Genomic DNA, 25,481 nt, shown 5'->3' with positions numbered 1-25,481 from the left:
GATTCGCCTAAGGCAACAGATCCTCAAGACGGCCATGCAAGCGTTGCGGCAGGTTCTCCTGGATCTCGATCAGCGCGCGCGCAATAGCACTCTGAAAGCCCTGGACACCTGCAGAACCGTGGCTTTTTACCACAATACCCTGCAGACCGAGGAAGCTTGCGCCGTTATGCCGCGCCGGGGCCAGGTCCGCCTGCAAGCGCCGCATCAACGGCAACGCCAAGGCACCCACCAGCCGCGAAGCCAGATTGCGCTTGAACAACGCCTCGATCCGCGCAGCAATCATCGTAGCCAGGCCTTCGCTGGACTTAAGCAGGATATTTCCGACAAACCCGTCACAAACCACCACATCGGCCTCGCCACGATATAACCCATCGCCTTCGACAAACCCGATGTAATTCAAGCCCCGCGCCTGCTGCAACAGGCTAGCGGCCAACTTGACCTGCTGGTTGCCCTTGATATCCTCGGTGCCGATGTTCAGCAAGGCCACCCGTGGCCGCACCACACCCAGCGCCTCGGCCGCGACCGAGCCCATCAGGGCAAAGTGCAGCAGGTGCTCGGCGCTGCAATCGACATTTGCCCCCAGGTCCAGCAACTGGCAATAGCCACCCTGCGTCGGAATCGCCGCGACCATCGCCGGCCGATCAATACCCGGCAGGGTTTTCAGCACATGCCGCGACAGCGCCATCAAGGCCCCGGTATTGCCAGCGCTGACACAGGCCTGGACCTTGCCATCGCGCAGCAACTCAAGCGCCACGCGCATTGACGAATCAGGTTTGCCACGCAGGGCCTGGGCCGGCTTTTCATCCATGCCGATGGTTTCGCTGGCCGGCATTATTGTCAGGCGCGCGCGATCCACAGCCGGATGACTGGCAATCAGTTCTTCAAGAAGGGAAGGTTGACCGACGAGGGTCAGGTGCAGCGAGGGCGTAGCAGACAGGCTGGCAATGCATGCCTGGACAATGCTGCGGGGACCGAAGTCCCCGCCCATTGCGTCAATCGCGATGACTTGAGCAGACAAGTGATTACTCGTCAGCGCCCTTGTCGATCACTTTACGGCCACGGTATACGCCTTCTGGCGATACGTGGTGACGCAGGTGAACTTCACCAGTGGTTTTTTCTACAGACAGAGTGCTTGCCGTCAGGGCATCGTGCGAACGACGCATGTCACGGGCAGAGCGGGATTTTTTGTTCTGCTGAACAGCCATAATTGATTAACTCCTAAACGTTTGGGTCACGCTTTAACTGCGCCAATACACTGAACGGGTTGGACCGCGTTACCTCGTCCTCGCTCGGTTCGGACTCGTCATCGAGCCCCGCCGGCTGCTGGCATTCTTCCGGATGATGAGCAGGCACAATGGGCAAGGCGAGCAAAAGCTCCTCCTCGATCAGTGCATGCAGATCCAAAGGATCTTCGCCCAGTTCCAGCACGTCATAACCTTTCGGCAACGACTGGGTATTCGCACCCTCTTTCACCACAGCATAACTGCATTCGCTGTGGATCGGCAGGGTGACCAGCTCAAGACAACGCTGGCAAACCATTTTGACCTCGGTGTCGATAAAGCTGTGGATTACCACAGATTTACGTTCATCTCGCTCAAAAACGAATTTAGCCTGCACCGTACCGACAGTGTCGGAAAGCGGGTCGCAGAGTCTCTCCAAATCGGCCAGCAACACTTCACCTTGGAGGGTGGTGCCACGATCAGCCAATTTGCGCGGGTCAACGTGAGGTGGAATCGGGTCATTCAACATAGGCGCAGCATTATAGGGATGCACCCGCCCATGTCAAAGGAAATTCAGCCCTGTGCGCCAGACTGTCCGCTCGCTAGAATCCGCGACTGCCTTGAGGAGAGCCACATGTTGCCTTTATTACTCGCTTCCAGCTCGGTTTATCGCCGGGAACTGCTGAACCGCCTGCATCTGCCGTTCATCTGCAGCTCTCCGGATATCGACGAAAGCCATCGCATAAATGAGTCCGCGATCGACCTGGTCAAGCGCCTGGCCGAAGAGAAAGCCCGCGCCCTGGCCGGCAGCCATCCAGGGCACCTGATCATCGGTTCGGACCAGGTGGCGACCCTGGACGGCCAGATCATCGGCAAGCCCCACACCTTTGAAAGGGCCCGCGAGCAATTGCTGGCGGCCAGCGGCAGACAGGTCAGCTTCCTGACCGGCCTGGCCCTGCTCAATAGCGACACCGGGCACTGCCAGGTGGACTGCATCCCCTTCACCGTCACAATGCGCCAATTGGCACCGGCACAGATCGAGCGCTACCTGCGGATCGAGCAACCCTACGATTGCGCTGGCAGCTTCAAGGCCGAGGGACTGGGGGTGAGCCTGTTTCAGAGCACCGCAGGGCCAGACGCCACCAGCCTCATCGGCCTACCGCTGATCCGCCTGGTGGATATGTTGCTGGCCGAAGGCGTGCAAATCCCCTGAGAGCCCCACAAAAAACAATGTGGGAGCCGGGCTTGCCCGCGATGACGGCCTGTCAGCAACCCATTGGTTGGCTGACCCACCGCAATCGCGGGCAAGCCCGCTCCCACATTTTGAGCTATGCCAATCGCGAGATCAGCGCAAGGCCGGCCCCTGGAAGCCCATGTACAGCGCCAGTTTCTCCGCCACACTGGCCCCCAGCTTCTTGGAGAAACGGTCGAACGGCGATTCCTGGACGGTAAAGTCCACCAACTCCTTCTCGCCAATCACATCCCGCGCCACTGAACTGGCACTGCCCAGACCATCAATCAAGCCCAGCGGCAATGCCTGCTCACCCGACCAGATCAGGCCCGAGAACAACTCCGGATGTTCTTTATCCTTGAGCCGCTCACCGCGCCCCTGCTTGACGCTGGCAATGAACTGGCGATGAGTGGTGTCGAGCACGCTCTGCCAGAACTGGGTTTCGTCAGCCTTTTGCGGCTGGAACGGGTCAAGGAACGACTTGTGCTCCCCGGAGGTGTAGGTACGACGCTCAACCCCCAGCTTCTCCATTGCCCCGACAAAACCGTAGCCGGCCGCCGTCACGCCAATGGAACCCACCAGACTGGCCTTGTCGGCGTAGATCTGGTCGGCGGCGCTGGCGATGTAATAGGCACCCGAGGCGCCCAGGTCAGAGATTACCGCGTACAGCTTGGTCTCTGGATGCAAGGCACGCAGCCGGCGAATCTCGTCATAGACGTAACCCGACTGCACCGGACTGCCGCCAGGGCTATTGATGCGCAACACCACACCCTTGACCTTGGGATCCTCGAAGGCCGTGCGCAAGCTGCTGACGATATTGTCGGCACTGGCGGACTCCTTGTCGGCAATCACCCCGCTCACCTCGATCAACGCGGTATAGCTACCACTGCGGGCGGCGCTTTTTTCCATATCGACCAAAGGACTGAACAATACCAGCATGCCAATCAGGTAGGTGAAGGTCAGGAGTTTGAAGAAGATCCCCCAGCGCCGGGCGCGGCGCTGCTCCTGGACGCCCGCCAGCAGGGTCTTTTCCAACAACTTCCAGCTTTTATCATCGCCATTGTCAGCACCGGACTTGGTCGGTGCCTTCCACTCATCGGTCATGCCATCTACCCCAGCAAAAACTTAATGGGCCTGGTTGAGCCAGGCGTGCAATTGCGAAAACCGATCAATCGTCAGTCGCGGCTCGTAAGCCTGCAAGGCTTCGGGGGACTGGGCGCCGTAGCTGACGGCGACACTGTCCATGCCGGCATTGCGCGCCATCAACAGATCGAACGAAGCATCGCCGACCATCAACGACTCACGGGCAGACACGCCGCAATGGGCCATGATCTGCTCCAGCATCAATGGATGGGGCTTGCTCGCGGTTTCATCGGCAGCGCGGGTGACGTCGAAATAGTCTTCCCAACCATTGGCCTTGAGCACCCGATCCAGGCCACGCCGGGCTTTGCCGGTGGCCACGGCCAGGTGATAGCCCTGCTCACGCAATGCCGCCAACGACTGCACCACCCCCTCAAACAAAGGCGAAGGCTCGGACTCCAGGGCAATGTAGTGATCGGCGTAATGCTCGCGAAACGCCACCAACTCACTGTCAGCGATCTGCGGGTACAAGGTGCGAATGGCTTCGGGCAATCCCAGGCCAATAATGCCCTTGACCGCCAGATCACTGCACAGCTCGAAGCCGGAACGGGTCGAGGCCACGTGCATGGACTCGACAATCCGACCAATGGAATCGCACAGGGTGCCATCCCAGTCAAAAATCAGCAGCTTGTAGTCAGGGCGCGACACTCAGGCGCTCCACGGTCTTGGCCCACATCTCATCCACAGGGGCCTGCAATTTCAATTCGCCACCATCGGGCAATGGCACCGTCAGCATGTAGGCATGCAGGAACAGGCGTTTGCCGCCAAGGTCACGAATCTCCTTGGAGAAACCCTCGTCGCCGTACTTGGTATCGCCCGCAATACAGTGACCCGCATGCAGGGTATGCACACGAATCTGGTGGGTACGCCCGGTCACCGGCTTGGCCTCGACCATGGTTGCGAAGTCACCGAAGCGCCGCAGCACCTTGAACAGGGTCAGCGCCTCCTTGCCCTCCTCGTCTACCTCGACCATGCGCTCGCCGGAGCGCAGGTTGCTCTTCTGCAACGGTGCCCGCACGCTCTTGATCGAGGACGCCCAGTTGCCACGCACCAGGGCCATATAGCGCTTGTCCACGCCATCGCCGCGCAGGGCGGTATGCAGGTGACGCAACATGCTGCGCTTCTTGGCAATCATCAACAGGCCGGAGGTGTCGCGGTCCAGGCGATGGACCAGTTCCAGCTCCTTGGCATCCGGACGCAACTGACGAAAGGCTTCGATCACCCCGAAATTCAGGCCGCTACCGCCGTGCACCGCAATGCCGCACGGCTTGTTGATCACGATCAGCTTGTTGTCTTCGAAGACAATCGACGCTTCAAGGCGCTGCAACAGGCCCTGGGCCAGCGGCACAGGCTCGTCACGCTCAGGCACGCGAACCGGCGGCACCCGGACGATATCGCCCGCCTGCAGCTTGTACTCAGGCTTGATCCGGCCCTTGTTCACCCGCACTTCGCCTTTACGCAAAATGCGATAAATCAAGGTCTTGGGCACGCCCTTGAGCCTGGCCAGAAGAAAATTGTCGATGCGTTGGCCGGCATATTCCGGCGAGACCTCAAGCAGCTGGACGCTGGGGGTCGGGGGGGTGGTAGTCGTCATGTCGGGAATGATAACAATTTTTTATGGAATTGAAGCACTTAATCATTGCTGCTATAGTCGCGAACGCCGCCAAAAGCGGCCTGGACAGAGGACTCGCGGCAAACTGCCGCCCCTGACCATCGCAATTCATCAGGACGCGAGGCCGTCCTACGGGGCTCTTGCCACACTGGAAGGCTCAAGATTGTAACAAGCGCAGGTGACATGAGGCCTGAAGCGAGTGCAAGAAACAGAGTGATTACTCGTCTCTTGCGCCGATATTTACGGCCAGTTCACAAAGTGCAGTCAGTCTTGTACCAGACCACGGCGAATGCTTCGGAAACAACGCCTGTTATTAGCCATGAGCGTGAACTCCCCATTGGAGAACACGGTAAATGCCAACCCGCTGCGGATTCTGCGCGCGGCAGCACCCGAATTATCAGGGATACGTGTAGGGTGGAGATGCACAACCGTCGGACTGTGTAGCACTAGGCTTATATTTAGACGCTTCATCTCGTCCACAGTCGCCGGTTGATTCCTCCTCCTGACTGAGTGCTTATTAAGTCACCACAGCAAGCAGGACGCGTAAGTCGCGATATCAGCCCAATTGGCCGGTATTGCTGGACACTGGAGTGGCCAACCACTCTTGACGCACCTGACACCGACCGTGAGAAGTCGTGTGTGCCGAACGCCGTTTCCGGCAGCCCGGAAACCGACGGTACAACATGAAAAGAATGCTGATTAACGCAACTCAACCCGAAGAGTTGCGTGTTGCACTGGTAGATGGCCAACGCCTCTACGACCTGGACATCGAGTCCGGTGCACGCGAGCAGAAGAAGGCCAACATCTATAAAGGCCGGATTACTCGCATCGAGCCAAGCCTTGAGGCTGCCTTTGTCGATTTTGGCTCTGAGCGCCATGGCTTCCTGCCCCTCAAAGAAATCTCCCGCGAATACTTCAAGAAAGCCCCTGAAGGCCGCGTGAACATCAAGGACGTCCTGAGCGAAGGCCAGGAAGTCATCGTCCAGGTCGAAAAAGAAGAACGTGGCAACAAGGGCGCCGCCCTGACCACCTTCATCAGCCTGGCTGGCCGTTACCTGGTCCTGATGCCGAACAACCCGCGTGCCGGCGGCATCTCCCGTCGCATCGAAGGCGAAGAGCGCAACGAACTGCGTGAAGCGCTGAACGGCTTGATCGCTCCGGCCGACATGGGCCTGATCGTGCGCACTGCCGGCCTTGGCCGCAGCAGCGAAGAAATGCAGTGGGACCTCGATTACCTGCTGCAACTGTGGACCGCTATTAAAGAAGCGTCCCTGGACCGCTCCGCGCCATTCCTGATCTATCAGGAAAGCAACGTGATCATCCGCGCCATCCGCGACTACCTGCGCCAGGACATCGGCGAAGTGCTGATCGACAGCGTTGAAGCCCAGGACGAAGCCCTGACCTTCATCCGCCAGGTGATGCCGCAGTACGCCAGCAAGATCAAGCTGTACGAAGACAGCGTACCGCTGTTCAACCGCTTCCAGATCGAAAGCCAGATCGAAACCGCCTTCCAGCGCGTGGTCGAACTGCCGTCCGGCGGCTCCATCGTGATCGATCCGACCGAAGCCCTGGTGTCCATCGACATCAACTCGGCGCGCGCCACCAAAGGCAGCGACATCGAAGAAACCGCGTTGCAGACCAACCTGGAAGCAGCCGAAGAAATCGCTCGCCAACTGCGCCTGCGTGATATCGGCGGCCTGATCGTGATCGACTTCATCGACATGACCCCGGCCAAGAACCAGCGCGCCGTGGAAGAAAAAGTCCGCGAATGCCTGGAAGCCGACCGTGCCCGCGTACAGGTTGGCCGTATCTCGCGCTTCGGCCTGCTGGAAATGTCCCGTCAGCGCCTGCGTCCATCCCTGGGCGAAAGCAGCGGCATCGTCTGCCCGCGTTGCAACGGCACCGGCATCATCCGTGACGTTGAATCGCTGTCCCTGGCGATCCTGCGCCTGATCGAAGAAGAAGCCCTGAAAGACCGCACCGCCGAAGTCCGCGCACAAGTGCCGATCCCGGTTGCAGCTTTCCTGCTCAACGAAAAACGCAACTCGATCACCAAGATCGAACTGCGCACCCGTGCCCGTATCGTGATCCTGCCGAACGATCACCTCGAGACGCCGCACTTCGAAGTCCAGCGCCTGCGTGATGACAGCCCGGAAGCCCACAGCGGCCAGTCCAGCTACGAAATCGCCGCTGCCGCTGCCGAAGTCGAAGAAGTCCAGCCAGCCGCCGCAACCCGCACCCTGGTGCGCCAGGAAGCCGCGGTCAAGACCGCACCGGCCCGTGCCAACGCACCGGTACCGACTGAAGTCGCCGCCCCGGTGGCCGCGCCTGCCGTCCTGCCGGAGCCAAGCCTGTTCAAGGGCCTGGTGAAGTCGCTGGTCAGCCTGTTCGCCACCAAGGAAGAGCCTGTTGCTCCAGCCGTGGTCGAGAAGCCAGCCGCTGAACGCCCTGCCCGCAACGAAGAGCGTCGCAACGGTCGCCAGCAGAGCCGTAACCGCAACGGTCGCCGTGACGAAGAGCGCAAGCCTCGCGAAGAACGTGCACCGCGTGAAGAACGCGCCCCCCGTGAAGAGCGCCAGCCGCGCGAAGCCCGTGAAGAAACCCCGGCCGTAGCCCGTGAAGAACGTGCTCCGCGCGAAGAGCGTGCACCACGTGAAGAACGCGCACCGCGTACCCCTCGCGCCCCGCGTGAAGATCGCAAGCCACGTGGCGAGCGTGAAGAACGTGTACGTGAACTGCGTGAACCTTTGGACGCTGCCCCAGCTGTTGCCGCCGTAGCAACTGATGCCGCGACTGAAGAACGCCCGGCCCGCCAGCCCCGTGAAGAACGCGCTCCACGCCCACCGCGTGAAGAGCGTCAACCACGCGCCGAGCAGGCTGCCGCAGCCAGCGAAGAAGAACTGCTGAACAACGACGAACAGCCACAGGAAGATGGCCAGGACAACGCCGAAGGCGATCGTCCACGCCGCCGCTCCCGTGGCCAGCGTCGCCGCAGCAACCGCCGTGAGCGTCAGCGTGACGCCAACGGCAATGTGATCGAAGGCTCGGAAGAGACCGGCGAAGCCACTGAAGAAAGCGCCAACAACGAACCGACCAGCACCGAACTGGCTGCTGGCCTGGCCGTTACCGCTGCAGTTGCCAGCTCGGTCATCAGTGCTCCTGCCGAAGCCGAAGCCAACCAGCAGGCCGAACGTGCCACCGCTGCCGTGCAGGAAACTGCCGCAGTTGAAGCACCGGTTGTCGAAGCCACCACCGTGGTCGAAGCACCTGCCGCTGTAGAAGTGGAAGTGGCACCGGTCCGCGAAGCCCAGCCTGAAGCCGAAGTTGTGGCTGCACCTGCAATCGTGGTTGAGCCCCAGCCTGTGGTCGAAGCTGTTGTCGAAGCGCCAGCCGCTGAAGCAACCCCAGAAGTGCGTGAAGTTCGCGAAGAACAGACCGCCTTCCAGTGGACTGCCGAGCCGGCCGTCGCCGCCGAAGCACCTGCCCCGGCACCGGTAGAAGAAGCTCCAGCACCGGTTGCTGAAGTGGTTATCGCCGAACCAGCGGTGGTTGCAGAACCGGTTGTGGTTGCCGAACCTGCTCCGGTGGTTGTGGAAACCCCAGTGGTTGCCGAAGTGGTCGCCCCAGTGGTTGAAGCCCCTGTCAGCGCCCTGACCGAAAACGGCCGTGCGCCTAACGACCCGCGTGAAGTGCGTCGTCGCAAGCGTGAAGCCGAGCGTCTGCAGAAAGAAGCCGAAGCAGCAGCAGCGGCGGCCCCGGCCGTCGTCGAAGCGGTTGCGCCAGCACCGACCATCGAAGCAGAAGTTGAGCACACTGCCCCAACCATCGACGAGAACCTGCGTTCCGTTGAAGAAGTGGTAGAGCACAACCCAAAAGCCCTGGAAGAAGAGCACGAGCCTAAACCCCTCGCCTGATTCCAACGGCAATTAAAAAGCCCCGCCTGAGCAATCAGGCGGGGCTTTTTTATGCGACATGTGGGAGCTGGCTTGCCTGCGATGATCGTTAACGATGACGGATAAATACCTGACACCCCGACCAGCTCTTCCAGCCCCTACCTGAATTCCAGTGATTGCGGCACGTCCACATCCCACAACACCCCAGGATCATCCACCTGCACTTCCCGCACCTCAGCCAGGGCAAACACAGCCCTGGCCCCACGATCCGCAGTCAACCCCATCAAGGCCGGCCCCAGTGCCGGGCCAAACGCAACAGGATGGCCCTGCTGACCGGCATGCACCGGCACACTGACACCCTCCACCCGCTCTATCACCCGCTCAATACTCGCCGCCTGGATAAACGGCATATCCCCCAACACCACCAGCCAACCCGCCGCCGGGCTACTGGCGGCCACGGCGGCCGCAATGCTGTCGCCCATGCCCGCCGAATCCACAAGCAGCACTTCGCAACCGTATGCCCTGGCCAGGCGAATGACCTCGCTGCGCGCAGGCGCGGTGATGACCCAGCGCCGGGTGATACAGGTCGGTAAATTGACCAACACCTGCTCGAAGACCGGCCGTGTCACTCCATCACGCCCCCTACAAGGGGCCAGCAGTTTGTCCTGGCCGGTTTGCGCGCGGAACCGGCTGCCCTGCCCCGCCGCCAGGACGATGGCGGTAATGGTGCTCGTCAACTGACCACCTCCCGCACCGGTTTTGCTTGCAACAGTTCCACACCGTTCTTGATCGCGACGATGTGCGCCATCAACGACAAGGCAATCTCTGCCGGCGTATGACTGCCGATATGAAGACCGATCGGACCATGCAGCCGCGCAATCGCCTCCGCTCCCAGCCCCAACACCGCCAGGTTCTCCCGCCGCTTGCGGCTATTGGCCCGCGAGCCCAGGGCACCAATGTAGAACGCTCGGGAGTTCAACGCGGTCAGCAGCGCCATGTCGTCCAGGCGCGGATCGTGGGTCAGGGCCACAATGGCCGTGCGCTCGTCCGTCTGGATATTGAGCACGGCCTCATCGGGCATTCCCGGCACAAAGCGCCCGTGTTGTTCTTCCCAGCCATGGACAAACTCCTGGCGTGGATCGCAGATCAGTACTTCAAAATCCAACAGCCGCGCCATTTCTGCCACATAGCGCGACAGCTGCCCCGCACCGATCAGTAACAGGCGCCAGCGCGGGCCGTAGATGGCCCGCAAGCGCTCACCATCAAAACTGACAATGTCGGACTGGCTCGCCGCGCTCAGACGCACGGTGCCCGTCGCCAAGTCCAACTCCCGGGCCACTATTTCATGAGCCTCACAACGCGCCAGCAACTCGGCGACCCAGGCAGGATCACCCACTCGCTCCTCCGTCAGGCGCAAGGTGCCGCCGCAGGGCAGGCCAAAGCGCGCCGCTTCATCCCGGGTCACGCCATAGGTCACCAGTTGCACCGGCGGCCCTTCGTCAGGCAAGCGACCATCGTAAAGCCGAGCGATCAGGTCATCTTCAATGCAGCCACCGGAAACCGAGCCGATCACCACCCCATCGCCGCGCAGGGCCAGCATCGCCCCCGGCGGCCGTGGCGCGCTGCCCCAGGTCTGGACCACGCTGTACAGCACCACCCGCTGCCCCGCGCGGCGCCACTCCAGCACGCTGCGCAGGACGTTCAGATCCACGCTGTCCATCAGGCTTTCGCCGCCTGCTGCCAGCCCTGCAGTTGATAACGCACGGGCAAGCTGCGGATACGCTTGCCGGTGGCGGCAAATATCGCGTTGCACAGCGCCGGCGCAATCGGTGGCACGCCTGGCTCACCGACGCCCCCCAGGGGCACCTCTCCTTCTGGCGTGACCAAATGTATGGCGATTTCCCGGGGGGCCAGGGACATGCGCGCTACTTCATACATATGGAAGTTGTCCTGCTGGACCTTGCCATCCTTGAAGCTGATTTCTCCCAGGACCGCATTGCCCAAGCCCATGACGCAGGCGCCCTCGAACTGTGAGCGGATGCGCTCCGGGTTGATCTGCGGTCCGCAGTCCAGCGCAATATCAGCCTTATGCACGATCAGCGTGCCATCATCCTTGACCTCCACCTCGATCACCGCCGCCACATAGGTCACAAAGCTGTAGTGCACCGCCAGCCCCAGGCCGCGCCCCTTGGGCAGCGTGCGCCCCCAGCCGGCGGCCTTGGCGGCGGTTTCCAGCACGCCGCGCATGCGCGCGGTATCAATCGGATAACGCTCGGGGGACTCGCCGTAGTTCCACTCTTCACTCAAGGTTCGCGGATCAATCTGACGATCCGGGCCCAGCAGCTTGAGTTGATATTTCAGCGGATCCTGGCCGGCCTTATGGGCCAGTTCATCGACAAAGCTCTGAATGGCAAACCCATGGGGGATGTTCGACACCGAACGGTACCAACCCACGCGGGTGTGGGCAGCCGCTTCGGGGTTTTCCAGGCGCACATTGGGAATGGCGTAAGCCATGTTGGTAAAGCCCATGCCCAACTCGAACGCCGCCTCGTGGTTCATGCCCGGCGCAAACAGCGCAGTGATGCTGGGTGCCACGGTGCGGTGCAGCCAGCCAGAGGGCAGGCCGTCCTTGTTCAGGCCGGCCTTGAGGTACTCGGCGGAGACGGTATGGAAGTAGGAGTTATGAATATCGTCTTCACGGGTCCACTGCACCCGCACGGCCTTGCCGGGGAATTCCTTGGCCAGCAGCGCAGCTTCGATGATGAAATCCGGTTTCGACTTGCGCCCAAAGCCACCGCCCAACAGGGTGACGTGGATCGTGACGTTATCGAACGGCAGGCCCAGGCGCTCGGCCACCCGTTCCCGCGTGACCTGAGGTGCCTGGCTCGGAGCCCAGGCCTCGCATCGCCCGTCTTGATAACGGGCTACGGCCACCATCGGCTCCATCGGCGACTGCGCCAGGTGTGGCAAGTAATACGTGGCTTCGAGGGTGCTGTCGGCATCGTTCAGGGCCTGCTCGATACTGCCGGTATTGCGCACCACTTTGCCGGGCTGGAGCGCCGCGGCCTCGAGGGTCTTGCGATAGTCGGTGGAGTTGTAGCCAGCATTCGCGCCGTCGTCCCAGACAATCTGCAACGCCTCACGGCCCTTGATCGCCGCCCAGGTATTGCTGGCAACCACCGCCACACCACCCAATGGCTGGAATTCCGAGGGTATGGGTCGGCTTTCGATTTGCAGGACCTTGATCACCCCGGGGACTTTCAGCGCCGCGCTGGCATCGAACGACTTGACCTTGCCGCCGTATACCTTGGGCCGCGCAATGGTCGCGAACAGCATGCCGTCAAAATGCACATCGGCGCCGTACACCGCCCGGCCGTTGACGATATCGGCACCGTCGATGGCCTTGGTGGCTTCCTTGCCGATATAGCGAAACTCCGAGGGCTGCTTGAGCCGCAGGCTGTCGCGCGCCGGCACTGCCAACGCGCTGGCGGCAGCGGCCAGGGCGCCATAGCCCAGTTCGCGGCCGCTGGGTTGGTGAATGACTTTATGCAACTGTGCACGGCATTCGCCCAGCGGGACTTTCCACTGCTCGGCAGCGGCCTGTTCCAGCATGGTCCGCACGGCGGCGCCGCAGCGGCGCATCGGTTCGAACCAATGGCGCATGCTGCGCGAACCGTCAGTATCCTGGTTGCCAAAACGCGCTTCGTCACCCGGCGCCTGCGCAACCTTCACCAGCGCCCAATCGGCCTCCAGTTCATCGGCCACCACCATGGTCAGGCTGGTGCGCACGCCCTGGCCCATCTCCGAGCGGTTGCAGATCACGGTGACGGTGCCATCGGTGGCGATGCTGACATAGACCTTGGGATCATCAACCAGGCCATTGGGCATCGCGGCCCCGCCGTATTGTTTCACTTCGTCGGCAAAGGCCTGGGGCAAGCCCCAACTGGCAGCCACCACCAGGGCGCCGGTCGCGCCGACGCCCTTGAGGAAACCGCGCCGGCTAAGGTTGCTCAGGGCGAAATTGCTCGGTAACTGGCTCATGCCTTGGCTCCCTGCAACTGAGTCGCGGCCTGGCGGATCGCCGTCTTGATGCGGTTATAGGTGCCGCAGCGGCAGATATTGCCGACCATGGCTTCTTCAATCTGTGCATCGCTGGGGTTGGGGTTGGTTTTCAGCAAGGCCGTGGCCGACATGATCTGCCCGCCCTGGCAGTAGCCGCATTGCGCCACCGCCGTATCCAGCCATGCCTGCTGCACCACCTGGCCAATCGGGTCGTTATGCAGGTTGTCGATAGTACTGACGTTCTGCCCTTTGACCGAGCCGATGGGCGTGATGCAACTGCGCGCCGGCGCACCGTCGATATGGATGGTGCAGGCGCCACACAGGCCCATGCCGCAACCGAACTTGGTGCCGTTGTAACCCGCGACATCACGGATCGCCCACAGCAGAGGCATATCCTCGGTGGCATCCAGTGGATGATCTTGACCGTTGAGTTTCAGAGTAATCATGGGCACGCCCGCATAGTGATTGGATTATGGGGTCGAGCTATCTGCCGCTTTCAAGGGAGCGGAGTCGGTACACGCAGATGGCTCAGGCTAATCGGGCTCTCTTGTGAAGACAGGTCTTCACCGGGCCTTTGATAAACAGGGTCTATCGAACAATAAACAGGCATCGTTAGCCTGCTAAGTTAACCCAGCATTAACAAAAAAGCCCTGCAATGCAGGGCTTGGTTCAACACGCTAGAAGCGTAGCTCAATAACGATTGGGCTCCATTTCCAGGTCGACCTTGAAGCGCTCGGCGATATCGCGCTGGATGCGCAGGGCCAGGCTGGAAATATCCAGGCCGGTGGCCGCGCCATAATTGACCAGCACCAGCGCCTGCAAGCGATGCACACCGGCATCCCCCTCGCGAAAGCCCTTCCAGCCGGCCTTTTCAATCAACCAGCCGGCCGCCAGTTTCACTTGGCCGTCGGCCTGGGGATAGGCCACCAGATCGGGATATTGCAGCTGCAACTGCGCCGCCAGCTCCTGGGAGACCAGTGGGTTCTTGAAGAAACTGCCGGCGTTGCCCAAGACCGCAGGATCGGGCAGCTTTTCACTGCGGATACTGCAAATGGCCCGACTGACATCGCTCGGGGTCGCCTGGGCAATGCCCTGCTCCGCCAGGCGCTGCTGCACCGGGCCATAGCCGAGTTTCAGGTGTGCGACGCGGTTCAGGGCAAAACGCACCCGCAGGATCAGCCAGCGCCCCACTTCGTGCTTGAACAGGCTGTCGCGGTAGGCGAAGTTGCATTCCTCCAGGCTGAAATCCCGCAACTCGCCCGTCTGGCGGTCGAGGGCGGTCAGCCCGGCGAAGACATCCTTGATCTCGACACCGTAGGCGCCAATGTTCTGCATCGGTGCCGCCCCGACAGTGCCGGGAATCAGGCTGAGGTTTTCCAGGCCAGAGAACCCTTGTGCAAGGGTCCATAGCACAAACGGATGCCAGGCCTCGCCCGCCTCGGCTTCCACCACCACCTGCTGGCCGTCGTCGTGCAGTACCCGGATCCCCTGGGTTGCCATGCGCAACACCAACGCCGGGATATCCTGGGTCAGCAGCAGGTTGCTGCCGCCCCCGATCACCAGCAACGGCAACTGCTGTGCGGCCGCATAGGCCAGGCCCTCGCGCACATCGGCGTCGCTATGGGCTTCGGCGAACCATTGCGCACGCACATCAATGCCAAAACTGTTAAAGGCCTTCAGGGAAACCTGGGGCTGCACATCCAGACTCATAACCGCCCCTTCAATTCGATCACCAGCAAATCACAGGCGGCCTCGATCAGGTCCAGGACCTGCTCGAAACCTTGCTCGCCGTCGTAGTACGGATCCGGCACTTCATCCACCGCCCCATCGTAGCGGCGCAGGAACAGGTCCAACTCGGCCTTGCCCTGGGCCGGTTGCATGGCCTTGAGGTTGCGCAGGTTGCTCTGGTCCATCGCCAGGATCAGGTCGTAGCGCGCAAAGTCGGCGCGCGACACCTGCTGGGCGCGCTGGGCCGACAAGTCGTAGCCACGACGCAGCGCTGCTTGCTGGCTGCGCTTGTCCGGGGCCTTGCCGATATGCCATTCACCGGTACCGGCAGACGCCACCTCGACCTGGTCCGCCAACCCGGCGGCCCGCAGTTTGTGGCGCAGCACGCCCTCGGCGGTGGGCGAGCGGCAGATATTGCCCAGGCAGACAAACAGGACTTCCATCAAGCCCCCAGCAACCGACGCACGCGCTCGAGGTCTTCCGGCGTATCGACACCGGCCGGCGGCGCTTCCATCGCATCATCGACATGAATGCGCACGCCGTGCCACAGGGCCCGCAATTGCTCCAGGGCCTCGGTGTTTTCCAGCCAGCACGGGCCCCAGTTGACGAAGTCATGCAGGAAGCCGGCGCGGTAGGCGTAAATGCCGATATGGCGGCGATACGGCACGCCCGCCGGCAACACATCACGCTGTTTGGCGAATTCGTCGCGCGCCCAGGGCAGGGTCGAACGGCTGAAGGTCAGGGCCAGGCCATTGATGTCGCTGACCACCTTGACCACGTTCGGGTTGAACAGGGTCTCGAGGTCTTCGATAGGCTCGGCCAGGGTCGCCATGCGCGCTTCGGCGTGGGCGGCCAGGTTGGCCGCGACCTGGTCGATGACACACGGCGGGATCAGCGGCTCGTCGCCTTGCACATTGACCACGATGGCGTCCGGCGCCAGGCCCAGGTGCGTGGCCACTTCGGCCAGGCGGTCGGTGCCGGAGTTGTGATCTTCACGGGTCAGTACCGCTTCGGCGCCAAAACCCTTGCAGGCCTCGATGATCCGCAGATCATCAGTGGCCACCACTACGCGTTGGGCGCTGCTTTTGCAGGCCTGTTCCCAGACCAGCTGGATCATCGGCTTGGCGCCGATCATCTGCAGCGGTTTGCCGGGCAGGCGGGTGGAGGCGTAGCGCGCGGGGATGACAACAGTGAAGGCAGTGGTCATTTATCCAGGCGCTCGTCGGTCGTCAGGGTGCGGGCTTCGCTTTCCAGCATCACCGGGATGCCGTCGCGAATCGGGTACGCCAGGCCGGCGCCCTTGCTGATCAGTTCGGTCTTGTCGGCACTGAGCTTGAGCGGGCCTTTGCAGATCGGGCAAGCGAGGATATCGAGCAGTTTGGTGTCCATGGGGGTTTCCTGGATAAAAACGTTTTAAGGCAAAAGTCGAGCGGGCAGCAGACGCATCAGTTGCGTGTCGAACCAGGCGATAAACGCCGGTGACGGTGCGGCATCGACTGCAAGGTACCACCAGTGTGCCTGGGCAAAGGCGCGGCACTTCACCGCGTCCTTTTCGGTCATGACCAGGGGCAGTGACGGCGTAAAATTCAGGACCTCGGCGCTGTAGGGCGCATGGTCGGCAAACGCATGGGGTATCGGCAGCCAGTGTAGCGTTTCGAGGGTATTGAAGAAACGTTGTGGGTTGCCGATGCCCGCGACCGCATGCACCCGTTGCCCCACGGGAAAATGGTCCAGCGGCCGCCGCTCGCCGGTCAGCAGGTTGACCAACGTGGTCGGCAGCAGACGGAAAGCAAAGCCATCCTCGCGATCAGCTCCGGCGCCGTTATATAGCAGGGCATCGACGCTGTGTAGGCGCTCGACCGGCTCGCGCAACGGCCCGGCAGGCAGGCAGCGGCGATTGCCCAGGCCGCGGGCGTTGTCGATCAGCACCAACTCAAGGTCACGGGCCAGACGGTAATGCTGCAAGCCATCGTCGGACAGGATCAGGTCCAGGGTCTCGCTGGCCAACAGGGCCTGCACCGCCCGGCTGCGATCGGGGTCGATCATCAGCGGGACGCCGCTGCGCTGCACGATCAACAAGGGCTCGTCGCCGGCCACTTGCGCGCTGTCGCTGGCCTGCACCCGCCATGGCAACTGCGCAGGCTTGGCCCCGTAGCCACGGCTGACCACACCGACCCGCAGGCCACTGCGCTGGCAATGCTCGATCAACCACAGGATCAACGGCGTCTTGCCGGTGCCACCCACAGTGATATTGCCGACCACTACTATAGGCACCGGCGCTTGGTAGATCGTGCCCTCACCCGCCAGGAACCGCTCGCGCTTGCGCCTGACCACCCGGCGATAGAGTGCCTCCAGTGGTTGCAGGAGCTTGAGCGCCGGGTGGCCGTCATACCAGGCCTTGAGCAAACGATCGGACAAGGCCATCAGGGTTGCCCCGCCGCCTCGACGGTGGTCATGCGCAAATGGCTGAAACCGAGCTTGCCGGCTGCATCCATCGCGGTGATCACAGCCTGGTGCGGGGTCTTGCCATCGGCGCTGATGGACAGCGGCATTTGCGTATCACCGCCGGACTCCTTCTGCAGCGCATCCATCACGCTGGCCACGTCGTTTTTCTCGAGTAACTGGTTGTTCACCGAAAACACCCCTTCGGCGCTGATGGTGATCTCCAGTTGCTTGAGCTGCTGGTCTTCGGCCGGCGAGCCGCTGACGGCTTCCGGCAGTTCGACCCGTAGTTGGGTTTCCCGGGTAAAGGTGGTGGTGACGACAAAAAACAACAGCAGGATGAACACCACATCAATCAACGACGCCAGGTTGATATCGACCGTTTCCCGGGGCTTGCGGCGAAATTTCACGCTTTGCCCTCGACCAGGTCGACATCACGGTCGCCCTGGACCACTTCCACCAGTTTGATGGCTTCCTGCTCCATGCCCACCACCAGCTCGTCGATGCGGCGTTGCAGGAATCGGTGGAAAAACACCGCAGGGATACCCACCATCAGGCCCGCCGCCGTGGTGATCAGGGCCTTGGAAATACCCCCGGCCAATACCGAGGCGTTGGTGGTCATACCGGACCCGGTGAAGGCACTGAAGATATCAATCATGCCCAGCACGGTACCGAGCAAGCCCAGCAATGGCGCCATTGCCGCGATGGTGCCCAGGGCATTGATGTAGCGCTCCAGTTCGTGAATTACCCGGGCGGCAGCTTCTTCAATGCACTCCTTCATGATCTCGCGACCGTGCTTGGAGTTGGCCAGGCCCGCAGCGAGGATCTCGCCCAGAGGGGAATTGGCCCGCAGTTCCTTGAGCTTTTCCTTGTCCAGTTGCTTGTCCTTGATCCAGCGCCAGACCTGCCCCAGCAGATGATCAGGGGTTACACGGCTGGCGCGCAGGGTCCACAGGCGTTCGGCAACAATGCCGAGTGCGGCGATGGAGCTCAGAATGATCGGCAACATCATCCAGCCGCCGGATTTGACCAATTCCCACACAGTGAATGTCCCCTCGAAAAAGTGCGCCACTTTAGCATATAGGCTGGCGAGGAAGGGCCTGCCGGCCGACAGCCATCATGTCGCAGGCACCGGCCTTTGGTAACTGTCGATGACAGGCGCGCGCCAGAAACGGCGCTGGCTGCGTGCCATGACCGGCGCCTCGAAAGCCCCCAGGCGCAGACGCACGGCGCCCTGTTCGGCGCTGTCATAAAGGGTGCTGCGTAAATGCTGGTAACGCGCCACCACTTGCGGGTGCGGATGACCGAAACCATTGCCTCGCCCACGGGAGATCAGCACCGCCTTGGGGGCCAGTTGCTGGACAAACGGCCAGGACGAGGAACTGCGACTGCCATGATGGGGCACTTGCAGCCAATCCGTGGCGACCGCCAGCGGCGTGGCCAGCAAGGCCCGCTCGGCCTCGCGGTCGATATCGCCGGTCAGCAGCAACCGCTCGCCATTGGCCTGGACCTGCAGCACGCACGACTTCGCGTTGCCGTTGCGGGCATCTGCCCATTGCCACAGCTGGAACACCACGCCGTCCCACTCCCACTGCTCACCGCTGACACAGGCCTGGGTGCCGAGGAACGCAGGCAACCCCTGGGTTTCCCCGCCCACCACGCGCAGGACGGGTAACCCACGGGCCACCGCCGCCGCGCCACCGGCATGATCGGCGTCGGCATGGCTGAGCAGCATCAAGTCCACCTGGCCAACCCCCAGCTTGCGCAGCGCCGGCAATACCACGCGCTCGCCAAGATCGTAATCCCCCACCCGTGGCCCGGCGTCATACAACAGCACGTGGTTGCGGGTGCGCAACACGATCGACAAGCCCTGGCCGACATCCAGTTGCTCCACCGCCACCTGGCCCAACGGGATCGACTCACGGGGCGGGAACACCGCCAGCAGCAACAGGGGCCAACCCAGCAGGCGAAAGGGAATGCCCTTGGGCATCAATAACAGCACCGCGCCCAGCAGACTGAGCAACCAGTAGCCCACAGGCACCTCGGCCGGCATCCAGGCTGGCACGTGCCCGGCCAGCCAGGCCAGGGCCTTGAACAGCCAATCCAGCGCGCCCCCCGCCAGCCACAACAGGCCACTGCCCAGCCATGGCACCGCTAGCAACAGCGTGCCCGCCAGCGCCAGCGGCAACACCAGCAGGCTGATCCACGGCACCGCAAACAGATTGGCCAGCGGCGCACTCAAGCTGATCGGCAAACCGAGGATCAGTAGCAGCGGAAACAGCCCAATCGCGATCAGCCATTGGGCACGGGTCCAGGCCTGCCACGCCCGCCAGGGCCCCAGGCGGCCGCTGAAGGCCAGCAGCAACACGGCCACGGCGGCAAATGACAGCCAGAAACCCGGTTGCAGGCTGGCCAGGGGTTCGAGGAGCAGCACCGCATTCAGGGCCAGCAGCAGTGGCCACCAGATCCCCAGGTGGCGAAACCGCAGGCGCCACAGCAACACCAGCCCCACCATCACACAGGCCCGCTGCACTGGCACGGCAAAGCCGGCGAGCAAGCCGTAGGCCAGCGCTGCGGCAAATGCCAGACCGCAGGCCCAAGGCAGCCAGGGCAAACGCCTGGGCCAGCAGCCGTAGCGGGCCAGCCCGGCCACCCAGGCATAGATCAACCCCGACAACAGGCCGATATGCTGGCCGGAAATGACCAATAGATGCACGGTGCCGGTGTCCTGCAAAATGCGCCAATCCTCGGCGGCCAAGCCGGAGCCATCGCCCAGCACCAGTGCGGCCAGCCCGGCTTCACGCCCCCGGGCGTCTACCGCCAATAGCTGCTGGCGGACCCCATCGCGCCAGGCATGTCGGGCCGGCGCCAGGCGCTGGCCATCCTTGACCGACCCCGTCGCCCCCACACGCTGGGCCAACAGCCAGGCCTCTTGATCGAAGCCCTGGAAATTCAACAGGCCGGAGGGTCGCTTGAGGGTCACGGCCAAACGCCAGCGCTCACCACTGCGCACGGGCGGGCCGCCCTGCCAGCTCACACGGATGCGCTGGGGCAGCCGGTCCTGGCGTGACCGGCTGTCGCTCAGTTCGAAGCGCACCACCCCACCACTCTGCTGCGGCAGCCCGCTGACGCGCCCTTCCAGCCAGCGGGTCTGGCCGTCCAGCGCGGGGATGAGCCGGTCGTCAAGCGCCCGTTGCGCGCTGAAACAGGCCCACGCCAGGCCCAACAGGAAAAACGCCAGCGGATAAGTACGAAACGGCAGTAGCATCAACGCCACCACCGGCAACACCAGCAACCAACCGACCGGCGGCAAGACGGGCAGCAGGCGCAACGCCAGCAGCCCCAACGCCAGCGCAAACATCCCTGTACGCATGGATCATTCCTTGAGAGTGACCCATTGAGTGTTAGCCGAGTGGTTCAGGGCGAACTATGATTTTTTGTCACAAAGTCTGAATTTCCCGTTCGTAGAATACGGGCATACTTGACCCTCGAACTGATCTGGACCCCTTATGCCACGGCACTTATTCAAACGGTACATGCCCGATCCGACCAGCATTCGGGAACACAAGTCCTTACGCTTTCTCGGCACGCTGCTCCATGATCCCAACCTCTGGCACCTCAATCGGCATTCAGTTGCCCGGGCCATGGCTGTCGGCCTGTTTGCCGCCTTCATCCCCATACCCTTGCAGATGCTGCTGGCGGCCTTCCTCGCCATTTCCGTGCGCGGCAATATGCCCATTGCCGTGAGCCTGGTGTGGCTGACCAACCCGATTACCATGCCCGTGGTGTTCTTCTGCACCTATATGACCGGCACCTGGCTGATGAACATCCCCGCCCGCACCCTGCCCGATGAACTGACCTGGGAATGGATCAGCGGGCAACTGTCGACCATGTGGCAACCGTTCCTCCTGGGCTCGGTGGTGCTGGGCCTGGTATTGGGCGCGCTGGCGTACTGCATGACCATGGTGTATTGGCGGTGGTGGGTGGGGCACCAGTGGAAAAAACGGCAGCAACGTAATCGGTAGTCGGCGAACGCCCCTGTTGTGAGCTGGTTTGTCTGCCTGACAACCCGCGGTGTCCCGGTGAGCACCGCAGCAACGGATATGGGTTCAATAAGCCCGCCATCATCCCCCTCAAGCATCTTTTGCAAGATTCCAAGCCCCTCATATGGCTACACTGCGCAGGTAGCGCAGGCCGGATGCCTGCGTAGAATCTCGACATCAGTGTGGTAGCAGGAGAGTGGCGTGCTAAGAAGAATGGGGATAAAAGGCCGCGTACTGTTGCTGACCTTGTTGCCTACCAGCCTGATGGCATTGCTCCTGGGCGGATATTTCACTTGGATGCAGCTCTCGGAGCTGCAAACCCAACTGCTCAATCGCGGCGAGATGATCGCCGAACAGCTGGCGCCGCTGGTGGCACCGGCACTGGGTAACAAGAACACCGACCTGCTGGAGCGCATCGCCACCCAGTCCCTGGAGCAAGTCGACGTGCGGGCCGTGTCTTTCCTGGCGCCCGACCGCTCGGCGCTGGCCCATGCTGGCCCGACCATGCTCAACCAGCCGCCCATCGGCAACAGCTCACACCTGCTGCAACGCACCGGCAATGACGCCACCCGCTACCTGCTGCCGGTGTTCGGCCGCCATCGCAACCTCGCCGGCGAGCTGATTCCCGACGAAGCCGATCGCCTGCTGGGCTGGGTCGAACTGGAACTGTCCCACAACGGCATGCTGCTGCGCGGCTATCGCAGCCTGTTCGCCAGCCTGCTGTTGATTGCCATCGGCCTGATCTGCACGGCGGCCCTGGCCCTGCGCATCAGCCGCACGATCAACTCGCCTATCGGCCAGATCAAACAAGCGGTGGCGCAGCTCAAGGACGGCAACCTGGAAACCCGTTTGCCGCCCCTGGGCAGCCAAGAGCTGGATCAGTTGGCGTCCGGCATCAACCGCATGGCCGAAACCCTGCAAAACGCCCAGGAAGAACTGCAACACAGCATCGACCAGGCCACCGAAGACGTGCGCCAGAACCTGGAAACCATCGAGATCCAGAACATCGAGCTGGACCTGGCCCGCAAGGAGGCCCTGGAGGCCAGCCGCATCAAGTCGGAGTTCCTGGCCAATATGAGCCATGAAATCCGCACACCGCTCAATGGCATCCTCGGTTTCACCCACCTGTTGCAGAAAAGCGAGCTGTCGCCCCGTCAGTTGGATTACCTGGGCACCATTGAAAAATCCGCCGACAACCTGCTGGGCATCATCAACGAGATTCTCGACTTCTCGAAAATCGAAGCCGGCAAGCTGGTGCTCGACAGTATCCCGTTCAACCTGCGCGACCTGTTGCAAGACACCCTGACCATCCTCGCCCCGGCCGCCCATGCCAAACAGCTGGAGCTGGTGAGCCTGGTCTACCGCGATACTCCGCTGTCCCTGGTGGGCGACCCGCTGCGTCTCAAGCAGATCCTCACCAACCTGGTCAGCAACGCCATCAAATTCACCCGCGAAGGCACCATCGTCGCCCGGGCCATGCTCGAAGACGAGCAGGAAGACAGCGTGCAACTGCGCATCAGCGTGCAGGACACCGGCATCGGCCTGTCGAACCAGGATGTGCGCGCCCTGTTCCAGGCCTTCAGCCAGGCGGATAACTCCTTGTCCCGTCAGCCCGGTGGCACCGGGTTGGGGCTGGTGATTTCCAAGCGCCTGATCGAGCAGATGGGCGGCGAAATCGGCGTCGACAGCACGCCAGGCGAGGGTTCGGAGTTCTGGATCAGCCTCAACCTGCCAAAAACCCGCGACGATATCGAAGACTTGCCCGCCCCACCGCTGTTGGGCCGGCGTGTGGCGGTGCTGGAGAACCACGAACTGGCGCGCCAGGCCCTGCAACACCAGTTGGAAGACTGCGGCCTGGAGGTCACGCCGTTCAACAGCCTGGAGAACCTGACCAACGGCATCACCAGCGCACACCAGACCGAGCAGGCCATCGACCTCGCGGTACTGGGCATCACCGCCAACGATATTCCGCCGGAGCGCCTCAACCAACACCTGTGGGACCTTGAGCACCTGGGCTGCAAAGTGCTGGTGCTGTGCCCGACCACCGAGCAGATGCTGTTCAACCTGTCGGTGCCCAACCCCAATAGCCAGTTGCAGGCCAAGCCGGCCTGCACCCGTAAATTGCGCCGGGCGCTGTCCGACCTGATCAGCCCGCGCCCCTTGCGCAGTGAACCGGGCGAGCCGTTGTCCAGCCGTGCGCCACGGGTGCTGTGTGTCGACGACAACCCGGCCAACCTGCTGCTGGTACAGACCCTGCTCGAAGACATGGGCGCCAAGGTCCAGGCCGTGGAAAGCGGCTATAGCGCCATCGAAGCGGTGAAGAAAGAAGCCTTCGACCTGGTACTCATGGACGTGCAGATGCCCGGCATGGACGGGCGCCAGAGCACCGAGGCGATTCGTCAGTGGGAAAGCGAGCGCCATGGCACGCCACTGCCTATCGTCGCCCTGACGGCCCACGCCATGGCCAATGAAAAACGCGCCCTGCTGCAAAGCGGCATGGATGACTACCTGACCAAGCCCATCAGCGAGCGGCAACTGGCCCAGGTGGTGCTGAAATGGACCGGCCTGGCCTTGCGCAATCAAGGCCCGGAACGCGCAGTCGAAGGCCACGGCCCCGCCGCGCAACTGCCGGTACTCGACCATGAGGAGGGCTTGCGCCTGGCGGCCGGCAAGGCGGACTTGGCCGCCGATATGCTGGCCATGTTGCTGGCGTCCCTGGAAGCTGACCGTGAGGCCGTCTGCGTCGCCCGCGAAGCCAACGACAACAATGCCCTGATCGAACGGGTCCACCGCCTGCACGGCGCCACCCGCTACTGCGGCGTGCCGCAATTGCGCGCAGCCTGCCAACGCGCCGAAACCTTGCTCAAGCAGGATGACGCCAAGGCCATGGCTGCCCTGGATGAACTGGACATGGCCATCGCCCGCCTTGCCAGCGAGGCCCGGGTCAACGCCTGATGCAGAGCAACACGCCCAACGCCCATGACGGGCAACATCTCCTGTGGGCGCCGGTAAGCCGGCACCCACAGGTTTTGTGTCACCACACGCTATTTTGCAGGGAGCCCCTTGATGCGCATCATCCTCTTCAGCAGCCAGACCTACGACCGCGACAGCTTTCTCGCCGAACCCTTGCCCGCGGGCATGGAGTTGCAGTTCCAACCGGCACGCCTGAACCTCGACACCGTGGCCCTGGCCGATAAGCACGAAGTGGTCTGTGCCTTTATCAACGACGACCTCAGCGCCCCGGTGCTCGAACACCTCGCGGCCGGCGGCACACAACTGATTGCCCTGCGCTCGGCCGGCTACAACCATGTGGACCTGGCCGCCGCCAAGCGCCTGGGCCTGACCATCGTGCGGGTGCCCGCGTACTCGCCCCATGCAGTGGCCGAACATGCCGTGGCCCTGGTGCTGGCCCTCAACCGCCGCCTGCACCGCGCCTACAACCGTACCCGCGACGGCGACTTCAGCCTGCACGGCCTGACCGGCTTCGACCTGGTGGGCAAGACCGTGGGTGTGGTGGGGACCGGGCAGATCGGCGCGACCTTTGCCAAGATCATGGCCGGCTTTGGCTGCAGCTTGCTGGCATACGATCCCTACCCCAATCCGCAGGTCGAAGCCCTTGGCGCGCGCTATGTCAGCCTGCCCCAGTTGTTGGCCGAGGCACAGATCATCAGCCTGCACTGTCCGCTGACCGCCGACAGCAAGCACCTGATCAATGCGCAATCCCTGGCCCATATGCAGCCGGGAGCGATGCTGATCAACACCGGGCGCGGCGGCCTGGTGGACACCCCTGCATTGATCGAAGCGCTCAAGGATGGACAGCTGGGCTACCTGGGCCTGGATGTGTACGAGGAAGAAGCCCAGCTGTTTTTTGAAGACCGCTCCGACCTGCCCTTGCAGGACGATGTGCTGGCACGCCTGCTGACCTTCCCCAACGTGATCATTACCGCGCACCAGGCATTCCTCACACGCGAGGCCCTGGCGGCGATTGCCGGGACCACCCTGGCCAATATCCAGGCCTGGGCCAACGGCCAGGCGCAAAACCTGGTACAGGGATGATCAACGGTCATCTACCGCGCGCATGGTGAACAGGCGAGCGTGATAGGATGCCGC

The 25,481-nt window shown here is 62.4% G+C and carries 23 protein-coding genes; 5 read left to right on the top strand and 18 right to left on the bottom strand.

The features are described 5' to 3' along the window. Positions 1-7: 7 nt before the first annotated feature. Genes plsX through PSFL_RS19650 form a run of 3 tightly spaced genes read right to left on the bottom strand, consistent with a single transcriptional unit; the run spans position 8 to position 1,749 of the window. Positions 8-1,018 carry a phosphate acyltransferase PlsX gene (plsX, locus tag PSFL_RS19660; RefSeq protein WP_081044296.1) on the bottom strand — a complete coding sequence of 337 codons (1,011 nt, stop codon included), beginning with the start codon at positions 1,016-1,018 and terminating at the stop codon, positions 8-10. 4 nt (positions 1,019-1,022) lie between these two features. Continuing rightward, positions 1,023-1,205, bottom strand: coding sequence for a 50S ribosomal protein L32 (gene rpmF / locus PSFL_RS19655; RefSeq protein WP_004371305.1), 183 nt, complete (start codon positions 1,203-1,205; stop codon positions 1,023-1,025). 13 nt (positions 1,206-1,218) lie between these two features. Further along, positions 1,219-1,749 (bottom strand): YceD family protein, encoded by a 531-nt coding sequence (locus PSFL_RS19650; protein WP_057960396.1) that lies wholly within the window; start codon positions 1,747-1,749, stop codon positions 1,219-1,221. Between the two features lie 105 nt (positions 1,750-1,854). Here PSFL_RS19650 and PSFL_RS19645 point away from each other — a divergent pair, with 105 nt between their 5' ends. Beyond that, entirely contained in the window at positions 1,855-2,433 is a 579-nt protein-coding gene (locus PSFL_RS19645) for a nucleoside triphosphate pyrophosphatase (RefSeq protein WP_057960397.1), read from the top strand. Between the two features lie 132 nt (positions 2,434-2,565). Here PSFL_RS19645 and sppA read toward each other — a convergent pair whose 3' ends face one another. From sppA to rluC, 3 genes are read right to left on the bottom strand one after another with little or no spacing between them, the layout of a single operon-like run. Beyond that, the gene (sppA, locus tag PSFL_RS19640) at positions 2,566-3,555 is read right to left on the bottom strand and encodes a signal peptide peptidase SppA (protein ID WP_057439606.1); all 990 of its coding nucleotides are present in this window, start codon (positions 3,553-3,555) and stop codon (positions 2,566-2,568) included. Positions 3,556-3,576: 21 nt separating this feature from the next. Continuing rightward, on the bottom strand, positions 3,577-4,239 hold the full coding sequence (locus PSFL_RS19635) for an HAD-IIIA family hydrolase (protein ID WP_057439607.1): 663 nt from the start codon (positions 4,237-4,239) through the stop codon (positions 3,577-3,579). Then, on the bottom strand, positions 4,226-5,185 hold the full coding sequence (gene rluC / locus PSFL_RS19630; protein ID WP_005790558.1) for a 23S rRNA pseudouridine(955/2504/2580) synthase RluC: 960 nt from the start codon (positions 5,183-5,185) through the stop codon (positions 4,226-4,228). Before rluC ends, PSFL_RS19635 begins: the two co-directional genes overlap by 14 nt. Positions 5,186-5,886: 701 nt before the next feature. On the opposite strand from rluC, the gene rne reads away from it, so the two are divergent. Continuing rightward, the gene (gene rne / locus PSFL_RS19625) at positions 5,887-9,117 is read left to right on the top strand and encodes a ribonuclease E (RefSeq protein WP_397470397.1); all 3,231 of its coding nucleotides are present in this window, start codon (positions 5,887-5,889) and stop codon (positions 9,115-9,117) included. 137 nt (positions 9,118-9,254) lie between these two features. Here rne and PSFL_RS19620 read toward each other — a convergent pair whose 3' ends face one another. The 12 genes from PSFL_RS19620 to PSFL_RS19565 form a co-directional block, all read right to left on the bottom strand. Then, entirely contained in the window at positions 9,255-9,833 is a 579-nt protein-coding gene (locus PSFL_RS19620; protein ID WP_397470396.1) for an NTP transferase domain-containing protein, read from the bottom strand. Beyond that, positions 9,830-10,816: an XdhC family protein gene (locus tag PSFL_RS19615; protein WP_057439610.1), complete on the bottom strand. Its 987-nt coding sequence runs from the start codon at positions 10,814-10,816 to the stop codon at positions 9,830-9,832. Before PSFL_RS19615 ends, PSFL_RS19620 begins: the two co-directional genes overlap by 4 nt. Next, the gene (locus PSFL_RS19610) at positions 10,816-13,137 is read right to left on the bottom strand and encodes a xanthine dehydrogenase family protein molybdopterin-binding subunit (RefSeq protein ID WP_169960819.1); all 2,322 of its coding nucleotides are present in this window, start codon (positions 13,135-13,137) and stop codon (positions 10,816-10,818) included. Before PSFL_RS19610 ends, PSFL_RS19615 begins: the two co-directional genes overlap by 1 nt. Continuing rightward, complete coding sequence (locus PSFL_RS19605) at positions 13,134-13,604, bottom strand: (2Fe-2S)-binding protein (RefSeq protein WP_057960403.1); 471 nt, start codon at positions 13,602-13,604, stop codon at positions 13,134-13,136. The genes PSFL_RS19610 and PSFL_RS19605 overlap by 4 nt, the downstream gene beginning before the upstream one ends. 244 nt (positions 13,605-13,848) lie before the next feature. Continuing rightward, positions 13,849-14,868 carry a UDP-N-acetylmuramate dehydrogenase gene (gene murB, locus PSFL_RS19600; protein WP_057439612.1) on the bottom strand — a complete coding sequence of 340 codons (1,020 nt, stop codon included), beginning with the start codon at positions 14,866-14,868 and terminating at the stop codon, positions 13,849-13,851. After that, complete coding sequence (locus PSFL_RS19595) at positions 14,865-15,329, bottom strand: low molecular weight protein-tyrosine-phosphatase (protein WP_057439613.1); 465 nt, start codon at positions 15,327-15,329, stop codon at positions 14,865-14,867. Before PSFL_RS19595 ends, murB begins: the two co-directional genes overlap by 4 nt. Beyond that, entirely contained in the window at positions 15,329-16,093 is a 765-nt protein-coding gene (kdsB, locus tag PSFL_RS19590; protein ID WP_057439614.1) for a 3-deoxy-manno-octulosonate cytidylyltransferase, read from the bottom strand. Before kdsB ends, PSFL_RS19595 begins: the two co-directional genes overlap by 1 nt. Next, positions 16,090-16,275: a Trm112 family protein gene (locus tag PSFL_RS19585; RefSeq protein WP_003174668.1), complete on the bottom strand. Its 186-nt coding sequence runs from the start codon at positions 16,273-16,275 to the stop codon at positions 16,090-16,092. Before PSFL_RS19585 ends, kdsB begins: the two co-directional genes overlap by 4 nt. 24 nt (positions 16,276-16,299) lie before the next feature. Next, complete coding sequence (lpxK, locus tag PSFL_RS19580) at positions 16,300-17,310, bottom strand: tetraacyldisaccharide 4'-kinase (RefSeq protein WP_057439615.1); 1,011 nt, start codon at positions 17,308-17,310, stop codon at positions 16,300-16,302. Beyond that, positions 17,310-17,738 (bottom strand): biopolymer transporter ExbD, encoded by a 429-nt coding sequence (locus PSFL_RS19575; RefSeq protein ID WP_029299722.1) that lies wholly within the window; start codon positions 17,736-17,738, stop codon positions 17,310-17,312. The genes lpxK and PSFL_RS19575 overlap by 1 nt, the downstream gene beginning before the upstream one ends. Beyond that, positions 17,735-18,370 (bottom strand): MotA/TolQ/ExbB proton channel family protein, encoded by a 636-nt coding sequence (locus tag PSFL_RS19570; protein WP_029299724.1) that lies wholly within the window; start codon positions 18,368-18,370, stop codon positions 17,735-17,737. The genes PSFL_RS19575 and PSFL_RS19570 overlap by 4 nt, the downstream gene beginning before the upstream one ends. A 75-nt stretch (positions 18,371-18,445) precedes the next feature. Continuing rightward, on the bottom strand, positions 18,446-20,701 hold the full coding sequence (locus PSFL_RS19565) for a DNA internalization-related competence protein ComEC/Rec2 (RefSeq protein ID WP_397470395.1): 2,256 nt from the start codon (positions 20,699-20,701) through the stop codon (positions 18,446-18,448). A gap of 136 nt (positions 20,702-20,837) precedes the next feature. Between PSFL_RS19565 and PSFL_RS19560 the strand changes: the two genes are divergently transcribed. The 3 genes from PSFL_RS19560 to PSFL_RS19550 all read left to right on the top strand — a co-directional run bounded on the left by PSFL_RS19560 (position 20,838) and on the right by PSFL_RS19550 (position 25,427). Continuing rightward, the gene (locus PSFL_RS19560) at positions 20,838-21,353 is read left to right on the top strand and encodes a DUF2062 domain-containing protein (RefSeq protein ID WP_057439617.1); all 516 of its coding nucleotides are present in this window, start codon (positions 20,838-20,840) and stop codon (positions 21,351-21,353) included. A gap of 219 nt (positions 21,354-21,572) precedes the next feature. Then, entirely contained in the window at positions 21,573-24,326 is a 2,754-nt protein-coding gene (locus tag PSFL_RS19555) for a response regulator (RefSeq protein ID WP_057960410.1), read from the top strand. A 111-nt stretch (positions 24,327-24,437) separates the two neighbouring features. Beyond that, on the top strand, positions 24,438-25,427 hold the full coding sequence (locus PSFL_RS19550; RefSeq protein ID WP_115128759.1) for a 2-hydroxyacid dehydrogenase: 990 nt from the start codon (positions 24,438-24,440) through the stop codon (positions 25,425-25,427). Positions 25,428-25,481: the final 54 nt, after the last annotated feature.

The sequence above is a fragment of the Pseudomonas sp. DD1 genome (assembly GCF_044510355.1).
Classification (GTDB): domain Bacteria; phylum Pseudomonadota; class Gammaproteobacteria; order Pseudomonadales; family Pseudomonadaceae; genus Aquipseudomonas; species Aquipseudomonas shahriarae.
The sequence above is the reverse complement of the archived record's forward strand: the minus strand, read 5'-3'. Positions and strand labels throughout refer to the sequence as shown.